18 protein-coding genes and 3 pseudogenes are annotated in these 21,487 nt (G+C 70.1%); 11 read left to right on the top strand and 10 right to left on the bottom strand.

What is annotated here, in order from left to right:
- Window positions 1-46 precede the first annotated feature (46 nt).
- Together ACIQHQ_RS18715 and ACIQHQ_RS18710 are read left to right on the top strand one after the other, a co-directional pair.
- Entirely contained in the window at window positions 47-487 is a 441-nt protein-coding gene (locus ACIQHQ_RS18715) for a hypothetical protein (protein WP_402612990.1), read from the top strand.
- 207 nt (window positions 488-694) lie between these two features.
- The gene (locus tag ACIQHQ_RS18710; protein WP_402613078.1) at window positions 695-1,663 is read left to right on the top strand and encodes a hypothetical protein; all 969 of its coding nucleotides are present in this window, start codon (window positions 695-697) and stop codon (window positions 1,661-1,663) included.
- Here the strand turns inward: ACIQHQ_RS18710 and ACIQHQ_RS18705 are convergent.
- On the bottom strand, window positions 1,560-2,909 hold the full coding sequence (locus tag ACIQHQ_RS18705) for a PLP-dependent aminotransferase family protein (RefSeq protein ID WP_402612989.1): 1,350 nt from the start codon (window positions 2,907-2,909) through the stop codon (window positions 1,560-1,562). The two genes, ACIQHQ_RS18710 and ACIQHQ_RS18705, sit on opposite strands and share 104 nt — an antisense overlap.
- A 79-nt stretch (window positions 2,910-2,988) precedes the next feature.
- Here ACIQHQ_RS18705 and ACIQHQ_RS18700 point away from each other — a divergent pair, with 79 nt between their 5' ends.
- On the top strand, window positions 2,989-3,798 hold the full coding sequence (locus tag ACIQHQ_RS18700; RefSeq protein ID WP_402612988.1) for an alpha/beta fold hydrolase: 810 nt from the start codon (window positions 2,989-2,991) through the stop codon (window positions 3,796-3,798).
- 43 nt (window positions 3,799-3,841) lie between these two features.
- Window positions 3,842-4,843: an endonuclease/exonuclease/phosphatase family protein gene (locus tag ACIQHQ_RS18695; RefSeq protein ID WP_402612987.1), complete on the top strand. Its 1,002-nt coding sequence runs from the start codon at window positions 3,842-3,844 to the stop codon at window positions 4,841-4,843.
- An 82-nt stretch (window positions 4,844-4,925) separates the two neighbouring features.
- Here the strand turns inward: ACIQHQ_RS18695 and ACIQHQ_RS18690 are convergent.
- Window positions 4,926-5,069, bottom strand: a pseudogene (locus tag ACIQHQ_RS18690) (snapalysin family zinc-dependent metalloprotease); the annotation flags it as partial.
- A gap of 25 nt (window positions 5,070-5,094) precedes the next feature.
- Entirely contained in the window at window positions 5,095-7,188 is a 2,094-nt protein-coding gene (locus tag ACIQHQ_RS18685) for a PhoX family protein (protein ID WP_402612986.1), read from the bottom strand.
- 279 nt (window positions 7,189-7,467) lie between these two features.
- On the opposite strand from ACIQHQ_RS18685, the gene ACIQHQ_RS18680 reads away from it, so the two are divergent.
- The 6 genes from ACIQHQ_RS18680 to ACIQHQ_RS18655 all read left to right on the top strand — a co-directional run bounded on the left by ACIQHQ_RS18680 (window position 7,468) and on the right by ACIQHQ_RS18655 (window position 14,605).
- Complete coding sequence (locus tag ACIQHQ_RS18680) at window positions 7,468-9,570, top strand: VWA domain-containing protein (RefSeq protein WP_402612985.1); 2,103 nt, start codon at window positions 7,468-7,470, stop codon at window positions 9,568-9,570.
- Between the two features lie 157 nt (window positions 9,571-9,727).
- Window positions 9,728-11,443: a methionine--tRNA ligase gene (metG, locus tag ACIQHQ_RS18675; protein WP_402612984.1), complete on the top strand. Its 1,716-nt coding sequence runs from the start codon at window positions 9,728-9,730 to the stop codon at window positions 11,441-11,443.
- Window positions 11,444-11,598: 155 nt separating this feature from the next.
- Window positions 11,599-11,964: a PH domain-containing protein gene (locus ACIQHQ_RS18670; protein ID WP_030846758.1), complete on the top strand. Its 366-nt coding sequence runs from the start codon at window positions 11,599-11,601 to the stop codon at window positions 11,962-11,964.
- 328 nt (window positions 11,965-12,292) lie between these two features.
- Window positions 12,293-12,811, top strand: a complete 519-nt coding sequence (locus ACIQHQ_RS18665) for a GNAT family N-acetyltransferase (protein ID WP_402612983.1) — start codon at window positions 12,293-12,295, stop codon at window positions 12,809-12,811.
- Window positions 12,812-12,935: 124 nt separating this feature from the next.
- Complete coding sequence (locus ACIQHQ_RS18660; RefSeq protein ID WP_402612982.1) at window positions 12,936-13,229, top strand: hypothetical protein; 294 nt, start codon at window positions 12,936-12,938, stop codon at window positions 13,227-13,229.
- Between the two features lie 512 nt (window positions 13,230-13,741).
- The gene (locus ACIQHQ_RS18655; RefSeq protein ID WP_402612981.1) at window positions 13,742-14,605 is read left to right on the top strand and encodes a phosphatase PAP2 family protein; all 864 of its coding nucleotides are present in this window, start codon (window positions 13,742-13,744) and stop codon (window positions 14,603-14,605) included.
- A 335-nt stretch (window positions 14,606-14,940) separates the two neighbouring features.
- On the opposite strand, the gene ACIQHQ_RS18650 is transcribed toward ACIQHQ_RS18655, so the two are convergent.
- Window positions 14,941-15,798 carry a class I SAM-dependent methyltransferase gene (locus ACIQHQ_RS18650; protein WP_402612980.1) on the bottom strand — a complete coding sequence of 286 codons (858 nt, stop codon included), beginning with the start codon at window positions 15,796-15,798 and terminating at the stop codon, window positions 14,941-14,943.
- A gap of 1,085 nt (window positions 15,799-16,883) precedes the next feature.
- Here ACIQHQ_RS18650 and ACIQHQ_RS18645 point away from each other — a divergent pair.
- Window positions 16,884-17,354 (top strand): annotated as a pseudogene (locus ACIQHQ_RS18645) (IS6 family transposase); the annotation flags it as partial.
- A gap of 44 nt (window positions 17,355-17,398) precedes the next feature.
- Here ACIQHQ_RS18645 and ACIQHQ_RS18640 read toward each other — a convergent pair.
- From ACIQHQ_RS18640 to ACIQHQ_RS18615, 6 genes and pseudogenes are all read right to left on the bottom strand, one after another.
- Entirely contained in the window at window positions 17,399-18,286 is an 888-nt protein-coding gene (locus ACIQHQ_RS18640) for a universal stress protein (protein WP_402613077.1), read from the bottom strand.
- Window positions 18,287-18,456: 170 nt separating this feature from the next.
- A pseudogene (locus ACIQHQ_RS18635) lies at window positions 18,457-18,621 on the bottom strand (DUF4235 domain-containing protein); the annotation flags it as partial.
- 11 nt (window positions 18,622-18,632) lie between these two features.
- Complete coding sequence (locus ACIQHQ_RS18630; protein ID WP_402612979.1) at window positions 18,633-19,115, bottom strand: DUF3618 domain-containing protein; 483 nt, start codon at window positions 19,113-19,115, stop codon at window positions 18,633-18,635.
- The gene (locus ACIQHQ_RS18625) at window positions 19,112-19,540 is read right to left on the bottom strand and encodes a phage holin family protein (RefSeq protein ID WP_402613076.1); all 429 of its coding nucleotides are present in this window, start codon (window positions 19,538-19,540) and stop codon (window positions 19,112-19,114) included. The genes ACIQHQ_RS18630 and ACIQHQ_RS18625 overlap by 4 nt, the downstream gene beginning before the upstream one ends.
- 483 nt (window positions 19,541-20,023) lie before the next feature.
- Window positions 20,024-20,293, bottom strand: coding sequence for a hypothetical protein (locus tag ACIQHQ_RS18620; protein WP_402612978.1), 270 nt, complete (start codon window positions 20,291-20,293; stop codon window positions 20,024-20,026).
- 144 nt (window positions 20,294-20,437) lie between these two features.
- On the bottom strand, window positions 20,438-21,244 hold the full coding sequence (locus ACIQHQ_RS18615) for a DUF2382 domain-containing protein (RefSeq protein ID WP_402612977.1): 807 nt from the start codon (window positions 21,242-21,244) through the stop codon (window positions 20,438-20,440).
- Window positions 21,245-21,487: the final 243 nt, after the last annotated feature.

The raw sequence follows: 21,487 nt of genomic DNA, 5'->3' as shown, positions 1-21,487 counted from the left end.
CCGGTGTGCCCTGGATCCAGGGGCAGGGACAGAGAGGAGAGCTGTCATGGCTCATGCGGCACCCGCCTCACGCACGATGACCACGCCTGGTCGCAGGCCCGATGTCTTCAGTGCGCGCACCCACGCCGCCGCAAGGGTGGCGCTGCCCGTCGTCCTCGGGTTGGTCTACGGCTTCTGGGCCGCGGCCAACCGACGCCACGGCGGGCCCATCACGGGCTGGAACCTGCTGTTCGGCTTCGTCACGGCGCTCGTGTTCGCCGTGGCCTTCGCCGCCGTGTGGCGGCTGTCCTCGCGGCTGCCCCGTGAACTGCACGCGCTGAGCTGGTTCGTCCTGACGGGCTGTGCGATCGGCTTCCTCTACAACCAGACCGGTGCGTCCGTGTTCAGCTCCAGCGGCCTGGGGCTGCTGGTGGGGGCGGGTGTCATGGCGATGGTGTTCTACCGCTTCTACACGCGCGAGGACGCCGCGGGCCGGCGTCTCGACTGAGGTGACCGCGCGCGTGCCCTCCAGCCGGCGCTCCCCGCGCACGCCGGACGACGAGCCGGCCGCCCAGGACACCCGTTCGGCGCAACCCTCCGTCGGACCGGAGAGGCACCATCTTCCCAGGTGGGACGGCCGTTCGGCGCGGCGGACGGGCAGCCGGACGCCGTCGCACCGCTCGCGGACCGGGGCCGGGGCGCCTTGCCTGGAAGGGTGTCCCGGCGCAACCGGGCGCCCGTGTCCGAAAAGGCGCCCCCACGATCGCGGAACGCCCTGTCGGCCGTTCTGCTCGTCCTGGCGTGCCTGCTTGTGCCCTTCGGCGCGCTCGCGTCCTGGGCCGCCCACGGACTGACCGACACCGGCCGCTACGTCCGGACGATGGCGCCGCTCGCCGCCGACCCGGATGTGCGGCGGGCGGTCGCGGACGCCGTCGGGGACGGTGTCATGCGGGAGGCCGGGCACGAGCTCGACACCGGTCCGCTGCGCGGGGCGGTCGGGCCCTTCGTGCACGACGCGGCGCGCTCCTTCACCCGCACCGAGGCCTATCGCGCGGCCTGGGACGCGTCGAACCTGGCCGTGCACGACGCGGTGCTGCGCGCCCTGCGCGACGACGGCGCCCACGGCGCCCCGGTCACCGTCGACCCCGCCCCCGTCATCGCCCGGATCAAACAGCAACTCGCCCACGACCACGTGCCGTTCGCCCACCGCATCCCGGTCACGCACACGCGGATCCCGGTGCTCCCGGCCGCGGACGTGGACCGGCTGCGCAAGGGGTACCACGTGCTGGACACCGCCGCCTTCTGGCTGCCGCTCGCCACCGTCGTCCTCGCGGTCGCCGGGATCGCCGTCGCCGCGTGCCGCCGCCGCGCGGTCACCGCCCTCGGGCTGGGTACGGCCCTGGGCGGGGCGCTGCTGGTCCTCGCCGTCGCGATCGGCCGCCGCCTCACCCTCGCCGACCTGCCCGACGCGCTCCACCGCCCCGCCGCGGGCGCGGTCTACGACGCCCTCACCTCTCCCCTGCGCGCGGTGTCGTGGCTGCTGTGCGTGCTGGGCCTGACCGTGGCGGCCGTCGCCTGGGTCACGGGCCGGTACGCTCCCCCGCTCGCCGCGCGGCGACCCGCGCCAGTGTCCGCAGTGCCCGGCGCAGATCCGGTTCCGGAGCCGACGCGAGCCCGAGCCTGACGGCGTCGGGCGTGTGCCCGGGGGCGACGGCGAAGTCGGGGCCGGGTGTGACGGCGATGCCGTGCGCCGCGGCGGCGGCCGTGAAGGTGTCGGCGCGCCACCGGGCGGGCAGCTCCCACCAGGCGAAATAGGCCCCCGGGTCGGACCGTACGGTGAAGCCCGCGAGTTCCTCGGCGAGGATCCGCTGCCGCCGTGCCGCGTCCGCCCGCTTGGCCTTCACCAGCCGCGCCACCGTCCCCTCCCCGGCCCACCGCACCGCCGCCTCCAGCGCGAACCGCCCCGCGCTCCAGCCGCCCGACCGCACGGCGCCCGCCACGGCGGCGACCCGGTGCGAAGGCACCACGAGGAACCCGACGGTGAGCCCCGGGGCGACCCGCTTGGAGAGCCCGTCGACGACGTGGGTGAGGGCCGGGGCGTGCACGGCGAGCGGGTCACCCGGCTCCCGCAGGAAGGACCAGATGCGGTCCTCCACCACGGGCAGGTCCAGGTCGTGGACCAGCTGGGCGAGGTGCAGCAGCCGCGGCCGGCCGGTCGTGAGGGACGTCGGGTTGTGCAGCGTCGGCTGCACATAGAGGGCGGACAGCGGCGCCGTGCGGTGCGCCGCGGCGACGGCCTCCGGGAGCAGTCCGGCCGCGTCCCCGGCCAGCGGCACCAGCGTGATGCCGAGCCGCGCCGCGATCTCCTTGACCAGCGGATACGTCAACTGCTCCACCCCGACCCGGCCGCCGGGCCGGACCAGTGAGGCGAGGACGGCGGCGATGGCCTGCCGGGCGTTGCCGGTGAACAGCAGCCGTTCGGGGGCGGGGCGCCAGCCGGGGGTGGTGAGCAGCGCGGCCGCGGCCTCCCGCGCGGCCGCGGTGCCGGTGGCGGCGGCCGGTAACAGCGCCTCGGCCAGCACGTCGGGGCGCAGCAGCGGGGCGAGGACGGGGGCGAGAAGCTCCGGCTGGCCCGGGGCGGACGGGTAGTTGAGCTCCAGGTTGACGTTCGCGGCCCCCGGTGCGGCCTCGGTGAGCGTCTGCCCCGCCCGGCCCAGCGCCGGGGCGGCCCGTACGAAGGTGCCGCGCCCGACCTCCCCGACGACCAGCCCGCGCCGCACGAGTTCGCCGTACACCCGCCCCGCCGTGGACGGGGCGACACCCCGGCGGCGCGCGAACGCCCGCTGCGGGGGCAGCCGTTGGCCCGGTCGCAGTCGCCCGGTGGCGATGTCGTCGGCGATGCGGTCGGCGATACGCCGGTAGTCACTCATCGGCCGGTCTCCCCCTTGGATTGCACCGAGAGCAAAGATCTTATTGCACCGAGTAGTTGGGCGGCCTAGGGTCGACGCCATGGCACCCTTCCTCGCATACGAGGACAAAGGATCGGATACCCCCTGGGTACCCCTGGTCCTCGTCCACGGCCACCCCTTCGACCGCACGATGTGGGCCCCACAACTCGGCAGCTTCCCGGGTACCCGTCGTGTCATCGCCCCCGATCTGCGCGGTTACGGCGCCTCCCCGACGACCCCGGCCGTCCCGGACTTCTCCGCGTTCGCCCGGGACATCGAGGCCCTGCTGGACGAGCTGAAGGTGGAGTCGTTCGTCCTCGCGGGCCTGTCGATGGGCGGCCAGATCGTCATGGACTGCTACCGCCTGTTCCCCGACCGCGTCCGCGGCCTGGTCCTCGCGGACACCTTCCCGTCGGCGGAGACCCCCGAGGGCGTGCGCACCCGGGACGCGACGGCGGACCGTCTCCTCGCGGAAGGCATGCGCGGCTACGCCGACGAGGTCCTGGAGCGGATGGTCGCCCCGTACGCGTCCGCCGAGGTCAAGGCGCACGTCCACGGCATGATGACCGCCACCGCCCCCGAGGGCGCCGCCGCTGCCCTGCGCGCCCGGGCCCGCCGCCCCGGCTACGACACCCTGCTCCCCCGCGTCACCGTCCCGGCCCTGGTCGTCGTGGGAGCCGACGACACCTTCACGCCGGTGTCCGACGCCCGGGCCATGCACGCGGCCCTCCCGGACGCGGAACTGTGCGTCATCGAGGGCGCGGCCCACATGCCGAACCTGGAACGCCCCGAGGTGTTCAACCGGGTGCTGGACGAATTCCTGGCCCGGGTCGACGCCCGGCAACCTTCCCCCGCCCCGCCCCGTCTTTGAGGGAGGATGCGGGCGACCCACCCCGCGAACGGAAGGCCGGGCCTTGGACACCGCCGCTGCCGAGTGGACCGCCGGGGACGACGGGCGCGAGCACCGTCCGCCCGGACGGCGGCTCGGCGCCTGGTGCGCCGGCCTGCTGTTCACCGGCGTGAGCGTGATCGTCGGTTTCCGCGCCGCCGACAGCGACGGCATCACCCCCGTCCCGCAGCTCCTCGCCTTCCTGCCCTGGCTGCTCGTGCCCACCGCCGTGGGACTGCTGCTCACCCTGCTGTCCCGCCGGTGGCCCGGCACCCTGTGGGGGGTGGTCCTGCTCGGCCTGCTGGCCTGGTTCATCGAGCCGTACGGCAAGGCCGACGAACCCTCGGGCCGCCCGGCCGCCGAATTCCGCGTACTGACCTCCAACGTCGAGTTCGGCCAGGGCACCGGCTCCCTGGTCACCGCCGTCCGACGCGAGAAACCGGACGTGGTCTTCGTCGAGGAGTGCGACCACGAGTGCGATGGCCTGCTGAAGCGGAACCTCTCCCGGGCCTACCCGCACCGCCGGGCGGTGGAGGGCGGCGGCTCCGAGGGGTCCGTCATCCTCAGCCGCTTCCCGCTCCGGCCCACCGAGGGCGTGCGCGGCACGATGGGCATGCCCGGGGCGGTCGCCGACGTCGACGGGCACGCCGTACGACTCCAGCTCGCCCACCCCATGCCTCCGCTCCCCGGCCAGGTGGACCTCTGGCGCCGGGAGCTCGGCGCCCTGCGCGACGCGGCAGCCGCCGGCCCCGGCATCCCCCTCGTCCTGGCCGGCGACTTCAACGCCTCCCAGGACCACGCGGCCTTCCGCCGCATCCTCGACACCGGCCTGCGCGACGCCTCCCGTCTGGACGGCGCCGATCGCACGGCCACCTGGCCGGCCCTCACGGCGCCCACGCTCGGCGCGCAGATCGACCACGTCCTGGTGTCCGAGGACTTCGGGGCGAGCCGTACCCGCATCCTGGACCTGTCCGACACCGATCACCGCGCGGTCGTCACCGACCTCACGCTCCACGAGGGCCGCTGACCCGGACCGGCGCGCACACGGCTGCGGCCGCCCCTCGCGGCAGGGCGGCCGCAGCCGTGTGAGGTCTCAACGTCTCAACGTCTCAACGGGCGGACTTCTCGGGGACCTTGGTCATCGTCGCCGCAAGACCGTTGGCCCACAGCCGGTTGACGCGGGACCGCTCGGTCGCGTTCGGGACGGCGTTGGTGCAGGACGGGCCCGGGCCGCCACCGGACATGAGCTCTCCCCCGGCCGGCCGGTGCCGACCCGGCTCAGACGCCGATGTCGCACCCGTCGGCGCGCCACACGGCCACGACGGCCGGACGGACGTACGTCCCCGGCCCGTCGGGCCAGGTGCTGGCGGGCTTCTCCACGGACGCGCCGTCGATCTCGCCCGGGTGCTGCACGGCGACCAGGACACGCCGGTCCTGGATGATCGGGCCGCACGTCTCGGCCCCCTTCGGCACGGTCAGGAACTGCTTGAGCTCACCGCGCCGCTCACCCCGGGTCGCCACACCGAACAGGCCGTCGTGCGAGCCGAGCTGGGAGCCGTCGGTGGAGATCCACAGGTTGCCGTAGGGGTCGAAGGCCACGTTGTCCGGGCAGGAGATGGGGCTCACGCCGTCCTTCGGGAAGCCCGCGAAGTACGTCGCCGGGTCCTCCGGGTCACCGGCGACGAGGAACAGCGACCAGGCGAACCTCGTGCTCTCCGGCCGGTTCCACCGCTCGGTCAGCTCCAGCACGTGCCCGTGCTTGTTGGCGTGGCGCGGGTTGGCCTCGTCCGCCTTGGCGTTGGAGCCGACACCACGGTTGGAGTTGTTGGTCAGGGCGACGTACACCTTGCCGGTCACCGGGTTGGGCTCGATGTCCTCGGGCCGGTCCATCTTGGTGGCGCCCACCTTGTCACCGGCGAGCCGCGTGAAGACGAACACCTCCTCGGCGCTCATCCCCGGCACGTGCGAGACGGCGCCCTTCGCGGTCGCGGTGGCCAGCGGAATCCACTCGCCGCTGCCGTCGAACTCGCCGTCGCCCGGCAGCTTGCCCGTGCCGTCGATCTCGATGGCGGGCGAGTCCCCGGTGAGCTTGGCGACGTACAGGGTGCCCTCGTCGAGCAGGGAGAGGTTGTGCTCGCGCACGGCCCGCGAAGACCCGTGCCGCATCCGCTTGCTGCCGACGAACTTGTAGAAGTAGTCGAACCGCTCGTCGTCGCCGGAGTACACGACCGGCCGGCCGTCGTGCGTCAGCCGCACGGTGGCCGCCTCGTGCTTGAACCGCCCGAGAGCGGTGTGCTTGCGCGGCGTCGACGTGGGGTCGTAGGGGTCGAACTCGACGACGTACCCGAACCGGTGCGCCTCGTTCGGCTCCTGCGCCAGGTCGAACCGCTTGTCGAACCTCTCCCACTTGCGCTCGGTGGCGCCGGTGCCGATCCCGTACCGCTTGTCGGTCGCCCGGCTGCCGTTGGCGAAGTACTGGTTGAAGTTCTCCTCGCCGTGCAGGGTCGTGCCCCACGGGGTGACACCGCCCGAGCAGTTGTTGAGGGTGCCGAGCACCTTGGTGCCGGTCGGGTCGGCGGAGGTCTTCACGAGCTCGGACCCGGCGACGGGCCCGGTGAGCCGGAACTCGGTGGTGGCGGTGACCCGCCGGTTCAGCCGATGCCGGGAGACGGCGGTGAGCTTCCCGCTCCCGCGGTCCTCCTCCACCACGACCGCGGACAGCCCGTGCGCGGCCCAGGCGATCTCAGCCTGCTCACGGGTGGGGTTGGCGGCGTCGTACCCGCGGAACATCAGGATCTCGTCGGTGTACTCGTGATTGGCGACGAGCAGCTGCCTGTTCCGCTCCCCGGGCAGCGGGAGGAGAGCGAGGAAGTCGCAGTTGTACCCGAACTGTCCGGCCTGGGCCTTGGCGGTCTGCCGCTCCGGGTCGAAGGCGGGCGCCCCGCGCAGAATGGGCTCGCCCCAGCGGATGACGACGTTCTGCCGGTACCCCTCCGGCACGGTCACGGCGTCGGCGGTGTTCGGCGCGACGGGCGCGAAGCGCAGTCCGCGCGCACCCTTGTTCTTGCGCCGGGCGGCCACGGAGGCGGCAGCGGCGGCCGGGGTGGCGGCCGGCGCGGCGACGGCCCGCGGTGCCTCGGCGACTCCCGCGGCGCCCGCTCCGGCGGCGGCCACCGTCACCACGGCCGCGGCCCGCATCATCGACCGGCGGCTGAGCGCACCGGCTATCACATCACCGACGTACTCGTTGGAGCTGGTGTTGGGCACCTCGTGGAAGCAGGCGTCACCACACCGGAAACGACAGGTCATGGCGGACCGGCCGCCAGGGTGCGAACCGGACGGCGTTCCGATCAACGGCAGCAGCTTGCGCACTTTACTCTCCCCAAAAAACCCTTGGTGTCAGCGTGACCGTAGGGGCACATATGCGCGATAGCCGGGCGCCCTGATGAACACCGAGTGAACCCCTGGCTGCCGTACGGGGGTTGCTGCCATTCAGTATCGCGACACCCGCTCAGGCCGGATGTCCCCCTTGACAGGGTGGACCCGGCACAACAGACCCTGCCCAAGATCACACAGGAGGGCCGCTAACCTTACGTGTCCGTCCTGGCCAGGGATTGACGGGCTTCAACTCACGCGAAGGGTTGCGCGCACATGGGCATTCTCACTCTCTTGCGGAACGCGTTCGGACGGTCACGCAAATCACGGACCGCCGAGACGGAGGGTGCGGCGCGGACGACGACCGCCGGTGAGACCAGCGGGACCGAGGACCGGACCGCCGAGCACACCGGCCGCGACCCCCTCGCGCCTGCCGAGCGGACACCGGCCGCGGCCCCCTCCGCGGACCCGAAGGTCCCATCCCCCTCCCCGGAACCGAAGCCCACACCGACGGCGAGCGTCCCCGAACCCCGCACGTCGTCCTCCGGCGAACACGACCTGGTGGCGGCGGCCTTCGACCACGTGACGGTCCCGAAGCCCTCGCGGTCGGAGGAAGAGGAGGAGGAGAAGTCGGCGGTGAAGCCGACGGCCGCTGAGAAGACGGCTGTCGACGACGGACCGGCAGTTGCTGAGGACCGGAAGACGCCGGAGGAGCCGAAGGAGGCTGCCGAGCCGACAGAGGCTGCCGAGCCGGTCGGGGATTCGGAGCCGGCCGTAGCGGAGAAGGCGACCGATGCGGCGGAACCGGCCGTAGCGGTCGAGCCGGTCGAGGCGGAGGCGACTCCGGCGGAGAAGCCGGTCGAGCCGGAGACCGCCTCGACAGAAGAGCCGGTCGAGCCGGAGACCGCTCCGGCAGAAGAGCCGGTCGCGGAGAAGCCGGCGAAGAAGGAGCAGTCGGAGCAGGCGCAGCAGTCGGAGAGCAGCCCGGCGGAAGAGGCTCAGCCGGAGCCCACCGCGACGACGGACGTGAAGGCACCGGCAGAGGCGGACGCACCTGCGGACACGACGGCCGTGGAAGCGGAGGCGGAGGCGGAGGCGGAAGCAAAAGCCAAGCCCGAGCCGGAGGCCGAGACGCCCGCCGAGCCGAAGGCCGAGTCCACCCCGGCGGAGCCGGAGGCTACGGAACCGGCAACCCCGGAGGCCCCCGCCCCGAAGGCTGAATCGAAGCCCGCCACGGAGTCGAAGCCCGACACGGAACCGGCGCCCGAGACGGAACCGGCGCCTGAAGCCGAGGTCGAGGCTCGGCCGACGGCCGACGCGAAGCCGGAGGCCGAAGCCGAGCCCACGGCCGCCCCGGAGCCGAAGGCCGAACCCAGCACCAAGCGGAAGGCCGAGCCGAAGGCCGAGGCCGACACGGAGCCGAAGCCCAAGACGGCCCCCGATGCTGAAGCCGACGCGGTACCCGCCGCCAGGGCATCCGACAAGCCGAAGCCGAAGGCCGGGGCCACGAAGAAGGCGGCTGAGCCGAAGACCGAGGCCACGAAGAAGGCCGCCGAGCCGAAGACCGAGGCCACGAACAAGGCCGCCGAGCCGAAGACCGAGGCCACGAACAAGGCCGCCGAGCCGAAGACCGAGGCCGATGCGGCCCCCGAAACCGCGGACACCGAACCCTCGGCCTCCGAACCCGCAGCCGCCGACGGCGACGCCGAGGCCGGACCCGCTCTCCCCCTCTCCCGCGTCAAGACCCGCGCCCCGGGCCTCACCACCGCCTACAAGGCCGCCGCCGCCACCCTCGAGGCCAACCGCCTCACCGGCACCCGGGCCAAGGTCTACCTCGTCCTCGACCGCTCCGCCTCCATGCGCCCGTACTACAAGGACGGCTCCGCCCAGGCCCTCGCCGAGCAGACGCTCGCCCTCGCGGCACACCTCGACCCCGAGGCCACCGTCCCGGTCGTCTTCTTCTCCACCGAACTCGACGGCACCGGCGAGATCACCCTCACCGAGCACGAGAACAAGATCGACGACCTGCACGCGGGCCTCGGCCGCATGGGCCGCACCAGCTACCACGCGGCGGTCGAAGCCGTCCTCGCCCACCACGACAAGACGGCGGAACCCGCCACCCCCGCCCTGGTGGTCTTCCAGACCGACGGCGCCCCGGACGCGAAGACCCCCGCCACCCAGGCCCTCACCGAGGCCGCCAAGACCCACCCCGCCGTCTTCTTCTCCTTCGTCGCCTTCGGGGACCCGGAGAACAAGGCCTTCGACTACCTCCGCAAGCTCAAGACCCCGAACACGTCCCACTTCCTCGCCGGCGAAACCCCCCGCGAGCTCACGGACAAGGAGCTCTACGAGGGCGTCCTGGCGAACTGGCGCCCCTGACCCTCTCCCGGCCCACCCCGGGCCCCGACGCCCGCCCGCTTCCCACCCGAAAAGGGGAGGCGGGCGGCGTACCCGTGTCAGCTACGATTTCAAGGTTCCGTAGACGACCGCGACCACGAGATCGTCACCCCACGTAGCGACTTGGGAGCAGCCCGCGATGGCTCGACACCTCATCACCAGCGCCCTTCCGTACATCAACGGGATCAAGCACCTGGGCAACATGGTGGGGTCCATGCTCCCGGCGGACGTGTACTCCCGCTATCTGCGCCAGCGGGGCCACGAGGTCCTCTACATCTGCGCGACGGACGAGCACGGCACCCCCGCGGAGCTGGCCGCCAAGGAGCAGGGCGTGCCCGTGGACGCCTTCTGCACCGAGGCGCACCACCAGCAGAAGGCGATCTACGACGGCTTCAACCTGGCCTTCGACTACTTCGGCCGCAGCTCCTCCCCGCAGAACCACGAGATCACGCAGGAGATCGCCCGCGAGCTGAAGGCGAACGGCTTCATCGAGGAGCGGTCGATCCGCCAGGTGTACTCGAACGCCGACGGCCGTTTCCTGCCCGACCGCTACATCATCGGCACCTGCCCGCACTGCGGCTACGACAAGGCCCGCGGCGACCAGTGCGAGAACTGCACGCGCGTCCTGGACCCGACCGACCTGATCGACGCCCGCTCCGCGATCAGCGGCAGCAGCGACCTGGAGGTCCGCGAGACCACGCACCTGTTCCTCCTCCAGTCGGCGCTCGCCGGCGAGGTGGAGGCGTGGGTCGACGAGCGCGCCGACAACTGGCCCGTCCTCGCGTCCTCCATCGCCCGCAAGTGGCTCACGGAAGGCCTGCACGACCGGGCGATCACCCGTGACCTGGACTGGGGCGTCCCCGTCCCCGCCGACACCTGGCCGGACCTCGCCGCCGAGGGCAAGGTCTTCTACGTCTGGTTCGACGCCCCGATCGAGTACATCGGCGCGACGAAGGAGTGGGCGGACCAGGACCCGGAGAACCGCGACTGGCGCTCCTGGTGGTGGGAGTCGGACGCGAGCGTCCACTACACGCAGTTCATGGGCAAGGACAACGTCCCCTTCCACAGCGTGATGTTCCCGGCGACGCTGCTGGGCACCCGCGCCCCGTGGAAGAAGGTCGACGTCATCAAGGCCTTCAACTGGCTGAACTACTACGGCGGCAAGTTCTCCACGTCCCAGCGCCGAGGCGTCTTCACGCACGACGCCCTCGACATCCTGCCCGCCGACTACTGGCGCTACTTCATGATGGCGAACGCCCCCGAGTCGGACGACTCGTCCTTCACGTGGGAGCACTTCACCGCCACGGTGAACAAGGACCTGGCCGACACCCTCGGCAACTTCGTCAACCGTGTGCTGTCCTTCTCCCGCAAGCGCTTCGGCGAGGAGGTCCCGGCGGGCGCAGAACCGGGCGAGGCGGAGGGGAAGCTGGGCGAGGAGATCGCCCGGCTGCTCGCGGAGTACGAGTCCCAGATGGAGGCCATCCAGTTCCGCAAGGCGGCGGCGGCGCTGCGCGCCCTGTGGTCGGCGGGCAACTCCTACCTGGAGGAGAAGGCCCCCTGGCTGGAGATCAAGACCAACCCCGAGGGCGCCGCGCTCACCCTGCGTACGGCGATGAACCTGATCCACCTCTACGCCGTGGTCTCCGAGCCGTTCATCCCGACGTCGGCGAAGAAGATGCGCGAGGCGTTCTCCCTGGAGAACGACACCGCGCTGTGGGTCACCGCGGACGAGGCGCGCTCCCTCACCGCCGTCCCGGCCGGCACTCCCTTCACCATCCCGCCGGTCCTGTTCGCCAAGCTCACGGACGAGGACCTGGAGTCGTACAAGGAGCGCTTCGGCGGCGAGCCGGCGTAACCCCGCCCCGCACCCGCCCCGCGTCCGCCCCTAGGGGAGTCTCCTCCTGGGGGCGGACGCGTTTTCGCGACGACTCGTCCTCAGGCTCATCGCCTCCGGGAACCTCTGTTCATAGGATGACCGAGGCACCTGGCCAACCACATGGGGGATCACCGATGGCACTGTTCGGCAACGCACACACCGTGAACCCGCAATCGGCACAGCAGGACTACGCCCGTCTCCTCGGCCACGGCGAGCAGGTCCACGCCGCGTTCCTGCTGATCCGCGACACCATCCTCTTCACCGACCGCCGCCTGATCCTGATCGACAAGCAGGGCATCACCGGCAAGAAGGTCGAGTACCACTCGGTCCCCTACCGCAGTATCACCCATTTCGCGGTGGAAACGGCGGGCACCTTCGATCTGGACGCCGAACTGAAGATCTGGATCTCCGGCACCCCGACCCCCATCGAGAAGACCTTCACGAAGGGCGTCGACATCTACGAGGTCCAGGCGATCCTGACCCAGTTCGTGGCGAGGTAGCCCCCTCCTCCGAAAAGCCCGGAACCTTTCTCCGCCTCTCGAAAGAGTGAACGCAGCTCTTGCCCGCAGCACACCGTCTCTCGGCGGATACAAGGGCCGTCCCGCATTTGAGTCGGTGGTGCACGGCAGCGACGGCCTTCGTCTCAACGAACCGTTTTAGGTGCCGCGCGTGGCGGGCAGGGATGATGTTTGTCGGCATACGTGCTGCCCAGCGAGGGCTGTCCGGGCGTTGGCGTTGGCCCTTACTAGGGCTGGTCTCGCAGGATGTTCGGCGCAGCCGAAGGAGCAATGCTCATTACCTCGTCGAACGCCCCGAGGTGGTCGCAGCGTGAGCACCCTCACTGCCCAGCCCATCAACACCAGCAGGCTCGACCTGCTGCCACTGCACGTCGAGCACGCCGAGGAGATGGCCTCGGTGCTGTCCGATCCGGCCCTGCACACCTTCATCGGCGGCACGCCGGACGCCCCGCAAGCCCTGCGCTCGCGCTACCAGCGCATGACCGCAGGCTCTCCCGATCCGGCCGTGTCCTGGCTGAACTGGGTGATCCGGCTTCGTGACGAGTCCTGCCTGACGGGCACCGTCCAGGCGACGGTCAGCCCCTCCGGCCACGGTCCCATCGCCGAGATCGCCTGGATCGTGGGAACCCTGTGGCAGGGAAGAGGCATCGCCACCGAAGCAGCTCGAGGACTCGTCGCCTGGCTCGGCCAGCAGCCGGTGCACACCGTCATCGCCCACATCCATCCCGAACACCGGGCATCCGCCGCCGTCGCCACTGCCGCCGGGCTCACGCCCACCGACGAATGGCACGAAGGCGAGATCCGATGGCACCGGAGCATCAGACGATAACTTCAACGATCCACACGTTTTTTGAGGATCTCTGTCAGGGCAGAGATGCTGTGGTCGCCGTGGCCGGCTTCGACCGCTCGCTTGAGCAGGTCGTGGAAGGGCTCGCGTACAGCTTGGAGCCGGGGTGGGCGGGCTGCAGGACATCCGCAACGCCGTCCCGCCCGCTCCAGAGGCCCGAAAAGCAACCAGGATTCCGGGCGGAGAGGCACAGGTGGGGGTTGGTCCAGCGGAGCTGATTTCTCTGGTCCAAGACTTCGTTCACTGGGAACGACGCCATCTGGACGAGGCTGTAAGCGCCGCGCGCCAGCACATCGAATCGCCGGCGAACTGGCACCGTCTGGTGCTCTACGCCCTCACGGACGCCCTGGCCTACAACTTCTTGCTGGTCGGCACGCTCGCTGCATACCTCCAAGAGTAAGGACTGGACGCGGATCTTCTGCGTCGACACCTCCAGTCCCCCGACCCCGATCGGTACATCAACCAGGAAGCCCTCGATCTGCTCGCAGGTCTGATGGGCAGGCCCGTCGCGGAGGGTCAGCAAGAACCTACGTGCCACTTCATCGGCAGGCAGATCGCCGAGTGCGCACCACAAGCCATCACCCCCGCCGGCATCCGCCTCCCGGCGACGGTGACCCTCAACCCTGACCCTCGTCCACCGAACAGGCAAAACAGCGCTGACCAACACAAACACCAACCGAGCCTTTACACGCTGGCGAAACCCACAACGAGCCCGGTCCCACTCAGCGCAGACGACACAACCCCAGCTCACACCCCGAACTGCCTGCTTGAACCGTGCACCCGGCCTCTCTCAACGAACCCACAACACACCAGGCCAGCAAGCCCGCGATACACCAACAAGCCCCCTCCGAGCGTGACACGTGGACCAGCACGCACAGATAGCGATCTCTTACGCACTGTAACTTCGCTTGGGTGGGTACTGAACGACCACTCACCTGCCTGGACCGGCTGTTCGCCAGGCTGGACCGCGAACCGGAGCGGCCGACGCACATCGATGTGCCGACAATGGGCCCGCACCACATCGTGCTGCTCACCGCCATCATGGCCTTCTACCTGGCGATTGTCTGGGCTGTGCTGACCACGTCCTGGCTGGTCCGATTGGACTGGCAGCTGATGTTCTTCCGCCCGTACCAGCAGTGGCCGCAGATCCACGCCTTCGCCGACCATTTCGTGGTGCTCGGCCAACGCGGCCCCACTGCGGTGCTGGTCGCTGCGTGGCTGGGCTGGCGTTCTTGGCGGCAGCGCACCCTCCGCCCGCTGCTGGCGCTCGCTGTCTCGCTGCTGCTACTGAACATCACAGTCGGCTCCGCCAAGATCGGCATGGGTCGTCTCGGTCCGCACTACGCGACCGTCATCGGCTCGAACGAGATGGCCCTGGGCGGCGACATTTTCCCCAGCGGCCACACTGCCAACGCCGTGGTGACCTGGGGCATCCTGGCCTACCTGGCTTCCACTGCGACAGCGCGGCGCTGCCTGTCCGCAGTCTCGGCCGGCATGGCACTCGGGGTCGGCCTGACCACCGTCTACCTCGGTACGCACTGGCTCAGCGACGTCCTGCTCGGTTGGGCAGCGGGGCTTTTGATCCTGCTGGCGTTGCCGTGGTTCGAGCCGCTGATCGAACGCGCCGATTTGTGGAGCCTCGGCCGATGCAACCAGCTACGAGCGCAGTGGCGTGCGCGGGAAGTCCGCGGCGCGCCCGCCCCCGCCACGACAGGCTCGCCGGTAGTACTGGGACAGGAACCAGCCACGGAAGAGGCGTTTGGGCGTGCTCCATGATGTCGCCGGCGGCCCACGCGCCCCTTGTGCCGGCCCCGAGCGTGCTCGCGTTCTGGTCGAAACGCGCGTCGGTCACCGCGGTCGGCAGCCCGCGTGGCAGGTGTATGTGGTGGCCCGCTCCCTGCCAGGCTGCTGACGGTGCGCCACGCGGCAACGGGACGGTGCGCACCACTCCCCTCGCTCACAGTGCGGAAGGCGCCCCTCCTGGTCAGCGAGCCGGGCCATCGCCATCGGCAGGCGTGCCGTATCAGTCCATGCGGCATCTTGTCACTGCAGCGACGCAAGCCTTGCTGACCGACGGATCTTTCGCCGTAGCGTCCTGACCTGCGACGGCATCACGCCGGCAGGATGCGTGCCGGCGGCTGATGCTGGGGCAGCCCGTCGCGGTGGCCGGGGCCCGGCAGCGGGGAGCGGCTCACCCGGATCTTCGACTGGCCGTGGGGCCGCTGCTCCCAGTCCTCCATGAAACACCCATACAGGCCGTGCTTGCGGGCCAGGTCCAGGAGGGTCTCGGCGCGGTAGTAGAAGTCCTCCCGCAGCACCTGGTGTTCGACACCTTCGGTGCGGTCGAAGGTGAAGTCGAAGAACCCCTGGTCGGTCAGGACGCGGCCGACGTTGGCGAGGCACTCCTCGATCACGTCCAAGGGTGAGTGGGAGAAGACGCTGTGCGCGTGCACGACGTCGAAGTGGTCACCGGGGAGGAAGTCCAGCGTGAGGTCGCCGGTGATGGTCAGGTGCGGCAGCTTGCCCTGGAGCCCCCGCTCGACGAGCGTCTTCTTGGCGGCGATCAGGATGTCCGGCGAGATGTCGATGCCGTAGTAGTTCCCCGGATCGAGGTAGTCGATGAAGCGCCAGCCGCCGCGCAGGTTGCCGCACCCGATGTCGAGCATCCGCTTGCCGGGGGTCAGCCCGTGCTCGATCAGGTAGTCGAACTGCATCTGGCCCAGGGCCAGCCAGCGCTCGTGGGTCTGGCTGCCGACCGCTGCCTCCGGGTTGCGGCGGGTGTCGTAGGCCATCACCGCACGGTAGTAGCCGATGTGGTCGGGATGCTTCCAGCGCAACCAGATATCCCGCGCAGCACGGCGCAGATACGGGACGACGCGACCGGGGTGGGCAAGGGCGTAGCCAACCTTGTGAGTGAGAGCAGAGCGGTTGCTGCGGAGCTTCTCCGGCGACTTCGCGTCCTGGGGCATGGCGGTGACCTCCGTACGAGAGGCATCCCGTCGCGGGGAGCGGCCTCCGAAGACGAAAACATGGGGGTGACCGGCCAAGCTTTACCAGCACACCGGTCCGCCCCTGGGCCGGCCGCGACACGCGCAGCATGCGCGCCACAGCCGCCCCGGGGCCGCTGCGGTCTTCCAGCCCGCTTGCTGCTTGCGGAATGTCACGCACCTGAGCAGCGCTGGCCCCACGTCGCGGCACACACTCGAACAAGATCTCCCCAGTGCACTCCCCTTGATCGTATTTGACGGGTATCACCCAGTCGGCGGGAAAAGTCACCATCAATGCTGAGGAGACAGGAACCGGAATCGCCCCCGTTCGCCGGGGGCTTGCGGGTCTTCTTCCCCTGCACGTACGGCTTGCGCCCGGGCCGGGTGCCAGTCGAACGTCACGCCCTCCAGGGCGAGTGTCTGGGTGATGAGGTCGGCGACGACGTCGTTGGGATGATTGTGTTGGTGAGAAGCAGCAACGCGTGATGGTGAGTTCCGGGAACGCTTGAGGGAACCCGGCCGGGCATGCAGCACGCCGGTGTCGATCTCGTCCCCGGTCCAGCCGGTGATGTCGAGCAGCAGTCCATCCTACGGCCCGCCTATGAGCGTGGCGTTGGACGGACTGCCCGGGCGCGGGCCCGAGTCGGGATGGTGCGCTCCTGCACGTTGCGTTGAGATCCTCGACACGAAGGTCCCTGAGCACAAGGAGTCACCCGTTGATCATTCTCGACACGAGCATCTTGCGCAGCTTCGCACTCGACAGCGTCAGCACTGACTGACCTGCTGAGGACCATCCGCACGTCTGGCGTCGACACGGTGGCCGTGCCATGGGTGGTGCTGGAGGAGCTCACAGCCCAGCGTGCAGTCCCGTATCGCGAGCAGTACGAGAAGGCTCGTGCCGCCCTGCAAAGCCTTCACAACGCCGCGCCGTGGCCCCACGGATCCCTGGCGCCACGGCGCTGTCCCGTGGCTGATCTTCGGGTTGATGCTGCTGGAGGGGTGCCCGTGGAGAGCAGGTCGCCGTCGTACAAGGGGCACCGCTACCCGGCCGAGGTCATCTCCGCTGTGTGTGGCTTTACCACCGGTTCCCGCTCAGCTTCCGCGACGTCGAGGAGCTGATGCTCGAGCGCGGTGTCGTCGTCTCTTACGAGACGGTCCGCCCCCCCGGGGACAAGTGGCATCCGGACGAGGTCTTCATCAAGATCAACGGTGAGCGGAAGTACCTGTGGCGGGCCGTCGACCAGCGCGGGATGGTACTCGACATCCTCGTACAGAACCGGCGGGACACCGCCGCGGCCAGGCGATTCTTCCGCCGCCTGCTGAAGAACACAGGTGCGGTGCCGCCGGTGATCATCACCGACAAGCTCCGCTCCTACGGCGCGGCCCACCGCGACGTCGTGCCCTCCGTCGAGCACCGCCAGTCGAAGTACCTGAAGAACCGGGCGGAGAACAGCCACCAGCCAACAAGGCAGCGCGAACGGGCGATGAAGGGCTTCCGTGGCGTTGGCGCAGCCCAGCGGTTCCTGTCCGCGTTCAACCCTGTCAGTGCACGCCTCGAGGGCTGGCTACACAGCGCCATTTCTCACGGGAGTACCAGGTCGGAACGCACCACGGTGACCGGGCAGTGTGCGTGATGGAGCATGGCCTGACTGACTGAGCCCAGGAGCAGTCCGGTGAATCCGCCGCGTCCGCGCGTGCCGACCACCATGAGCTGGGCTCCACGACTCGCCTCGATCAGTGTCGGCCGCGTACGGCCTCGCACAACACGTGCGTGGGCGATCACTTCAGGGTGCTCTTCTCGGTGGCCGGACAGGGCCTCGTGCAGGAGTTGCTCCTCGTGTGCCTGAAGCATCTCCACATCACCGATGAGGTCCACCAAATCCGCCGGGCGGGTGTCACCGCGGTCGCTCCACGTCCCCCATACGTGCAGCGCCACCAGGTCCGCGCCTCGCAGTGAAGCCTCCTCGAACGCATACGTGATCGCCCCACGGCTCTGGGGGGTACCGTCCACCGCCACCAGCACCGGCCCGTCATTCGCCATCCGGTCTCGTACCACCATCACCGGGCAGTGGCTGTGAGCGGCCAGATGGACCGACGTCGATCCCAGCAGCAGCCCGGCGAAACCACCCGAGCCGCGATGGCCCACCACCATCAGCTGCGCCGTCCTCGACTCTGCTTCCAGGGCCGTAACCGCTTCCCCCGCGATGACCGCCTGATCGGTCACCACCCCGGGAGCGGCAGCCAAGGCTCGTTCGACCGCTTCGGCGAGCAGATGCTCGACGGATTCCTGCACGCCTCCCGCAGGCGGTCCCAAAGGCGAGCCGCCGGGCGGGACATGCATAGCGGGCCAGACAAAGGCATGCACGACCTGGAGCTCGGCTCGCCTCATCAGGGCCTCTTGCGCTGCCGCCTCCACGGCGGCCAGCGCAGAGGAGGAGCCGTCCACTCCCACCACGACCGGCCTGGGCAACACGCTGCGCTCTCCTCGTCACGGCGTCGGCGCGGGCAACGGCCCAGCGCCTTGCTCTCCCAGCCTCTCGCCCTGTCCTCAAGGACGCCACCAGGCGCAAGCCGGTCCTGCCGCTTGAGCGGCACGCGCATTTGCTCAGCCGGCCCGGCCCGGGGGTCGGCTGCTGCCCGGGCGGCGAGCGGCACCTCTGTCCAGGCGCGCTCCTCGTCGGTGGCGTCCGGTGCGTCCTCGTCGTGGCCGAGCATCTTCCACGCCTGCTTGAACAGGCCACCGGCGAGCATGCCGCTGACGGCTCCCAGAGCCAGACCGACCGGCTTGTAGGCGTTCTTTGATGCCTACAACCAGCTCACCCCTTCCGGCGGCGGCAGACCAGCCACACCACGGCGGCCGCACCGGCTGCCGACAGGAGCAGGTTGCGGTTGTCCCGCACCAGCTGTGCCCCCTGGGCGGTCTTCTGCCGCACCGGTTCGGGTGCCTTTTCTTCCCACAGCTGACCGGCCTGGGCCGCCATCGCCTTGGCCTGCCCAGCGGCTTGGGCGGCTTTGTCCTTGACCGGGTCGGGCAGCCTGTCCTGCGCCTGGTGGGCCAGGCCGGTTGCCTTCGCTTTCAGTTCCCCGGCCTTGGCCGCGGCCTGCTCCTTCAACTCGCCGGCCTTCGCGGCGGCCTGTTCCTTGACCTCGGCGGCCTTCTCCTGGGCGCGGGCCTTGACGTCGGTCTTGGCCGCCAGCGCCTCGACCGTCTCCCCGAGCTCGGTGCGGGTCTGCTCGACCTGCTCGCGCAGCTCCTCGGGGCTGGAGGCAGTGGGCTCGTCGTGAGGCGGCTGGGTCATCGCTGTGCACTCTCCTTGATCTCGGCCACGTCGGCCTTCACGCTCTCGACCGTCTGCTCGGGCGTGGGCGGCGCGGCCTGGTCGACCTGCTTCTTTCCACTCATGGCCATCACTGCGGCGATCACACCCAGGACCGCGGTGACGATGAGCGCCGCCGCCCACACCGGCAGCGGCACCGACAGCGCCGCGATCGCGGTGGCGACCAGCGCCTGCAACATCAGGAAGCCGACTATCCCGGCGCCGCCGAACAGTCCGCCGCCTTTGCCGTAGCGCTTGCCCTTCTCCTTCATCTCCGCCTGCGCCAGCCTCAGCTCGCCGCGCACCAGCTCCGTCAGCTGCTGCGAGGCCCGCTGCACCAGTTCACTCACCGGCTCGTCCGTGCTGTGAGTACTCCTGCGGTCGGGGCCGGCAGGGGGTGGCTGCATGGTCGACACGACGATCACCTCCCGTCCGTCTTCGGTCCACTACGACGGGCCGCGGTGCGGCCCGTCGTAGTGGTGAGGGCGCGAGTACCCCGAACAGACAAGATCAGGACAGGCTCGGTGCGGTGGTTGAGCCGAGGCTCGCGGGTTACCCGCACGGTGCGGTCTTGGTGCGTCGCGGCGGCTGCCTGGCCGGTTTGTGCGCGTGTGCCTGGTAGTGCGCTGCCGGGTACGCAGCGCCGGCCCGCTCGTGCAGGTTCCGAGCGGGCCGGAGCGTGTAGGCGACACAGGCTCGGCTACTGTTCCCCAGTCGTCGATGCCTTCGGTGTCGATCTGTTCTTTGCGGAGCTGGCCGCATCGTCTGGACCACACGGATGTGGTGGAGCTGCCCACGGTCTGCCCCGGGGCCAGTCCCACCGCTGCCTTTCCGTGCACGCCCAGCCGCGCCAGTCTGTCGGCGGGGTCTGGACGGTGGGTTGCCGGGTGTCAGCTGCCGGCGGGCGTCACGCCGAACATCAGGGTGTGGCGTGGGACGTCGTACTGGACCGTCTGATTGTGCTCCAGCAGATCCTTCAGCACGTCGGCGTCGTCGGCGTCGACCGTGAGGACTTCTTCCCCGGCGCCTTCGTCCAAGACCAGCTGCAGGGTGAAGGTGCCGCGCTGGCCGGGTTCTCCAGCCACCCAGCTGAACTGGTAGTGGTTGACTTGGCGCACTTTGATGGCGGCTTCTGTCAGGGGCTGCTCGACCTGGGTCATGACGGCCGCCTCCCTTTCTGTTCCGGTGTTGATCGCCCGGGCAGCGTCCCGAAGTCCCAGGGCTGGGTGTCCGGTAGCTGTTGACCTGCCGGCCCCCCCTTTTCAAGTCCGCCGAGCGGCAGCGGGCAGGCGACGCGGGCTCGGTTACCTGTCGCGCCGGTCTTCGTCGACGCCTTCTGTGTCGATCTGTTCCTTGCGGACCTGGCCGCGCACCGTCTCCTCGTCCGTCTGTTCCTCGGTCGTCATGCGCACCCGCTCCACCGGCACCGTCTCAGTCTCCGTCACGGGGCGTTCCTCATGGAGGGTGACCTCGTGCTCGGCCTCGCTGATGTCGGGCCCGGACAGGGCGGCATCGCGGCTTTCGTCCGTGATCGGCTCGCGTTCGACGCGGACCTCCTCCCGGCGTACCGGCACGGTCTGCTGCACCTCTTCGGTGACGACGTACTTGCGCAGCCGCGCCCGGCCCACCTCGCGGCGCTCGGTGCCGACGTGCATGCGTTCCTCCGAGCGCGTCATGGCGTCATCCCCGCCGGCGCCGGTGTCCGCGGAGCGGGGCACGTCGGTTGTCTCACTGGTGTCGGCGTGGGCCCAGCCGCCCGCGCCGGGCTGGTTGGCCTGCTGCCAGGCCGCGTCCCAGTCGATGCCGTAGTGCTCGTACAGGCGGTGCTCCTCGTCTTCGGAGAGGTGGCCGCCTGCGTCGACGTCGACGTTGGGTGCGTCCTTGACCGTGTCCTTGGGGTAGGGGACCTCCAGGTGGTCCTCCACGATGGAGGCGTCGTGGATCGGTACGAAGGACTCGCTGGTGCCGAACAGGCCGGTTTTGACGCTGACCCACTCGGGCTGGCCGGTGGCGTCGCCGAGGAAGACGTGCCTGGCATCGCCGATCTTGTTGCCGTCCGTGTCGTAGACCGGGTGGTCGAGCACAGTCGGGATCTGCTCGTGGGTGATCACAGTCTGCTAACCCGCTCTCTTCTCGTATGCGGCTCGCTCCCTGCCCGGCTCACCACCCCAAAGGGTGTGAAACAGGAACAAGCATGTTGAATCGCCAAGCGACAAGCGCGTCCCGGAGGCTGCTCTCACTCCCGGGCCGGATCAGACGGCATCCATCCCACCGAGCTTGTACACGCGTTGGTCTCAGATGGTGGGGGCTACTCGCACCTGCAAGCCTGCGTCGCAGCGAGGAACAGCGCCGAC

The sequence above is a fragment of the Streptomyces sp. NPDC092370 genome (assembly GCF_044755265.1).
Classification (GTDB): Bacteria; Actinomycetota; Actinomycetes; order Streptomycetales; family Streptomycetaceae; genus Streptomyces.
Note: the sequence above shows the minus strand (reverse complement) of the source record. Positions and strands in the feature narration are given on the sequence as shown.

Coding starts and splice junctions, on each gene's coding strand:
- ACIQHQ_RS18715 (WP_402612990.1), top strand. CDS start 47: ATGGCTCATGCGGCACCCGCCTCACGCACGATGACCACGCCTGGTCGC.
- ACIQHQ_RS18705 (WP_402612989.1), bottom strand. CDS start 2,909: ATGAGTGACTACCGGCGTATCGCCGACCGCATCGCCGACGACATCGCC.
- ACIQHQ_RS18700 (WP_402612988.1), top strand. CDS start 2,989: ATGGCACCCTTCCTCGCATACGAGGACAAAGGATCGGATACCCCCTGG.
- ACIQHQ_RS18680 (WP_402612985.1), top strand. CDS start 7,468: ATGGGCATTCTCACTCTCTTGCGGAACGCGTTCGGACGGTCACGCAAA.
- metG (WP_402612984.1), top strand. CDS start 9,728: ATGGCTCGACACCTCATCACCAGCGCCCTTCCGTACATCAACGGGATC.
- ACIQHQ_RS18670 (WP_030846758.1), top strand. CDS start 11,599: ATGGCACTGTTCGGCAACGCACACACCGTGAACCCGCAATCGGCACAG.
- ACIQHQ_RS18650 (WP_402612980.1), bottom strand. CDS start 15,798: ATGCCCCAGGACGCGAAGTCGCCGGAGAAGCTCCGCAGCAACCGCTCT.
- ACIQHQ_RS18630 (WP_402612979.1), bottom strand. CDS start 19,115: ATGACCCAGCCGCCTCACGACGAGCCCACTGCCTCCAGCCCCGAGGAG.
- ACIQHQ_RS18625 (WP_402613076.1), bottom strand. CDS start 19,540: ATGCAGCCACCCCCTGCCGGCCCCGACCGCAGGAGTACTCACAGCACG.
- ACIQHQ_RS18620 (WP_402612978.1), bottom strand. CDS start 20,293: ATGACCCAGGTCGAGCAGCCCCTGACAGAAGCCGCCATCAAAGTGCGC.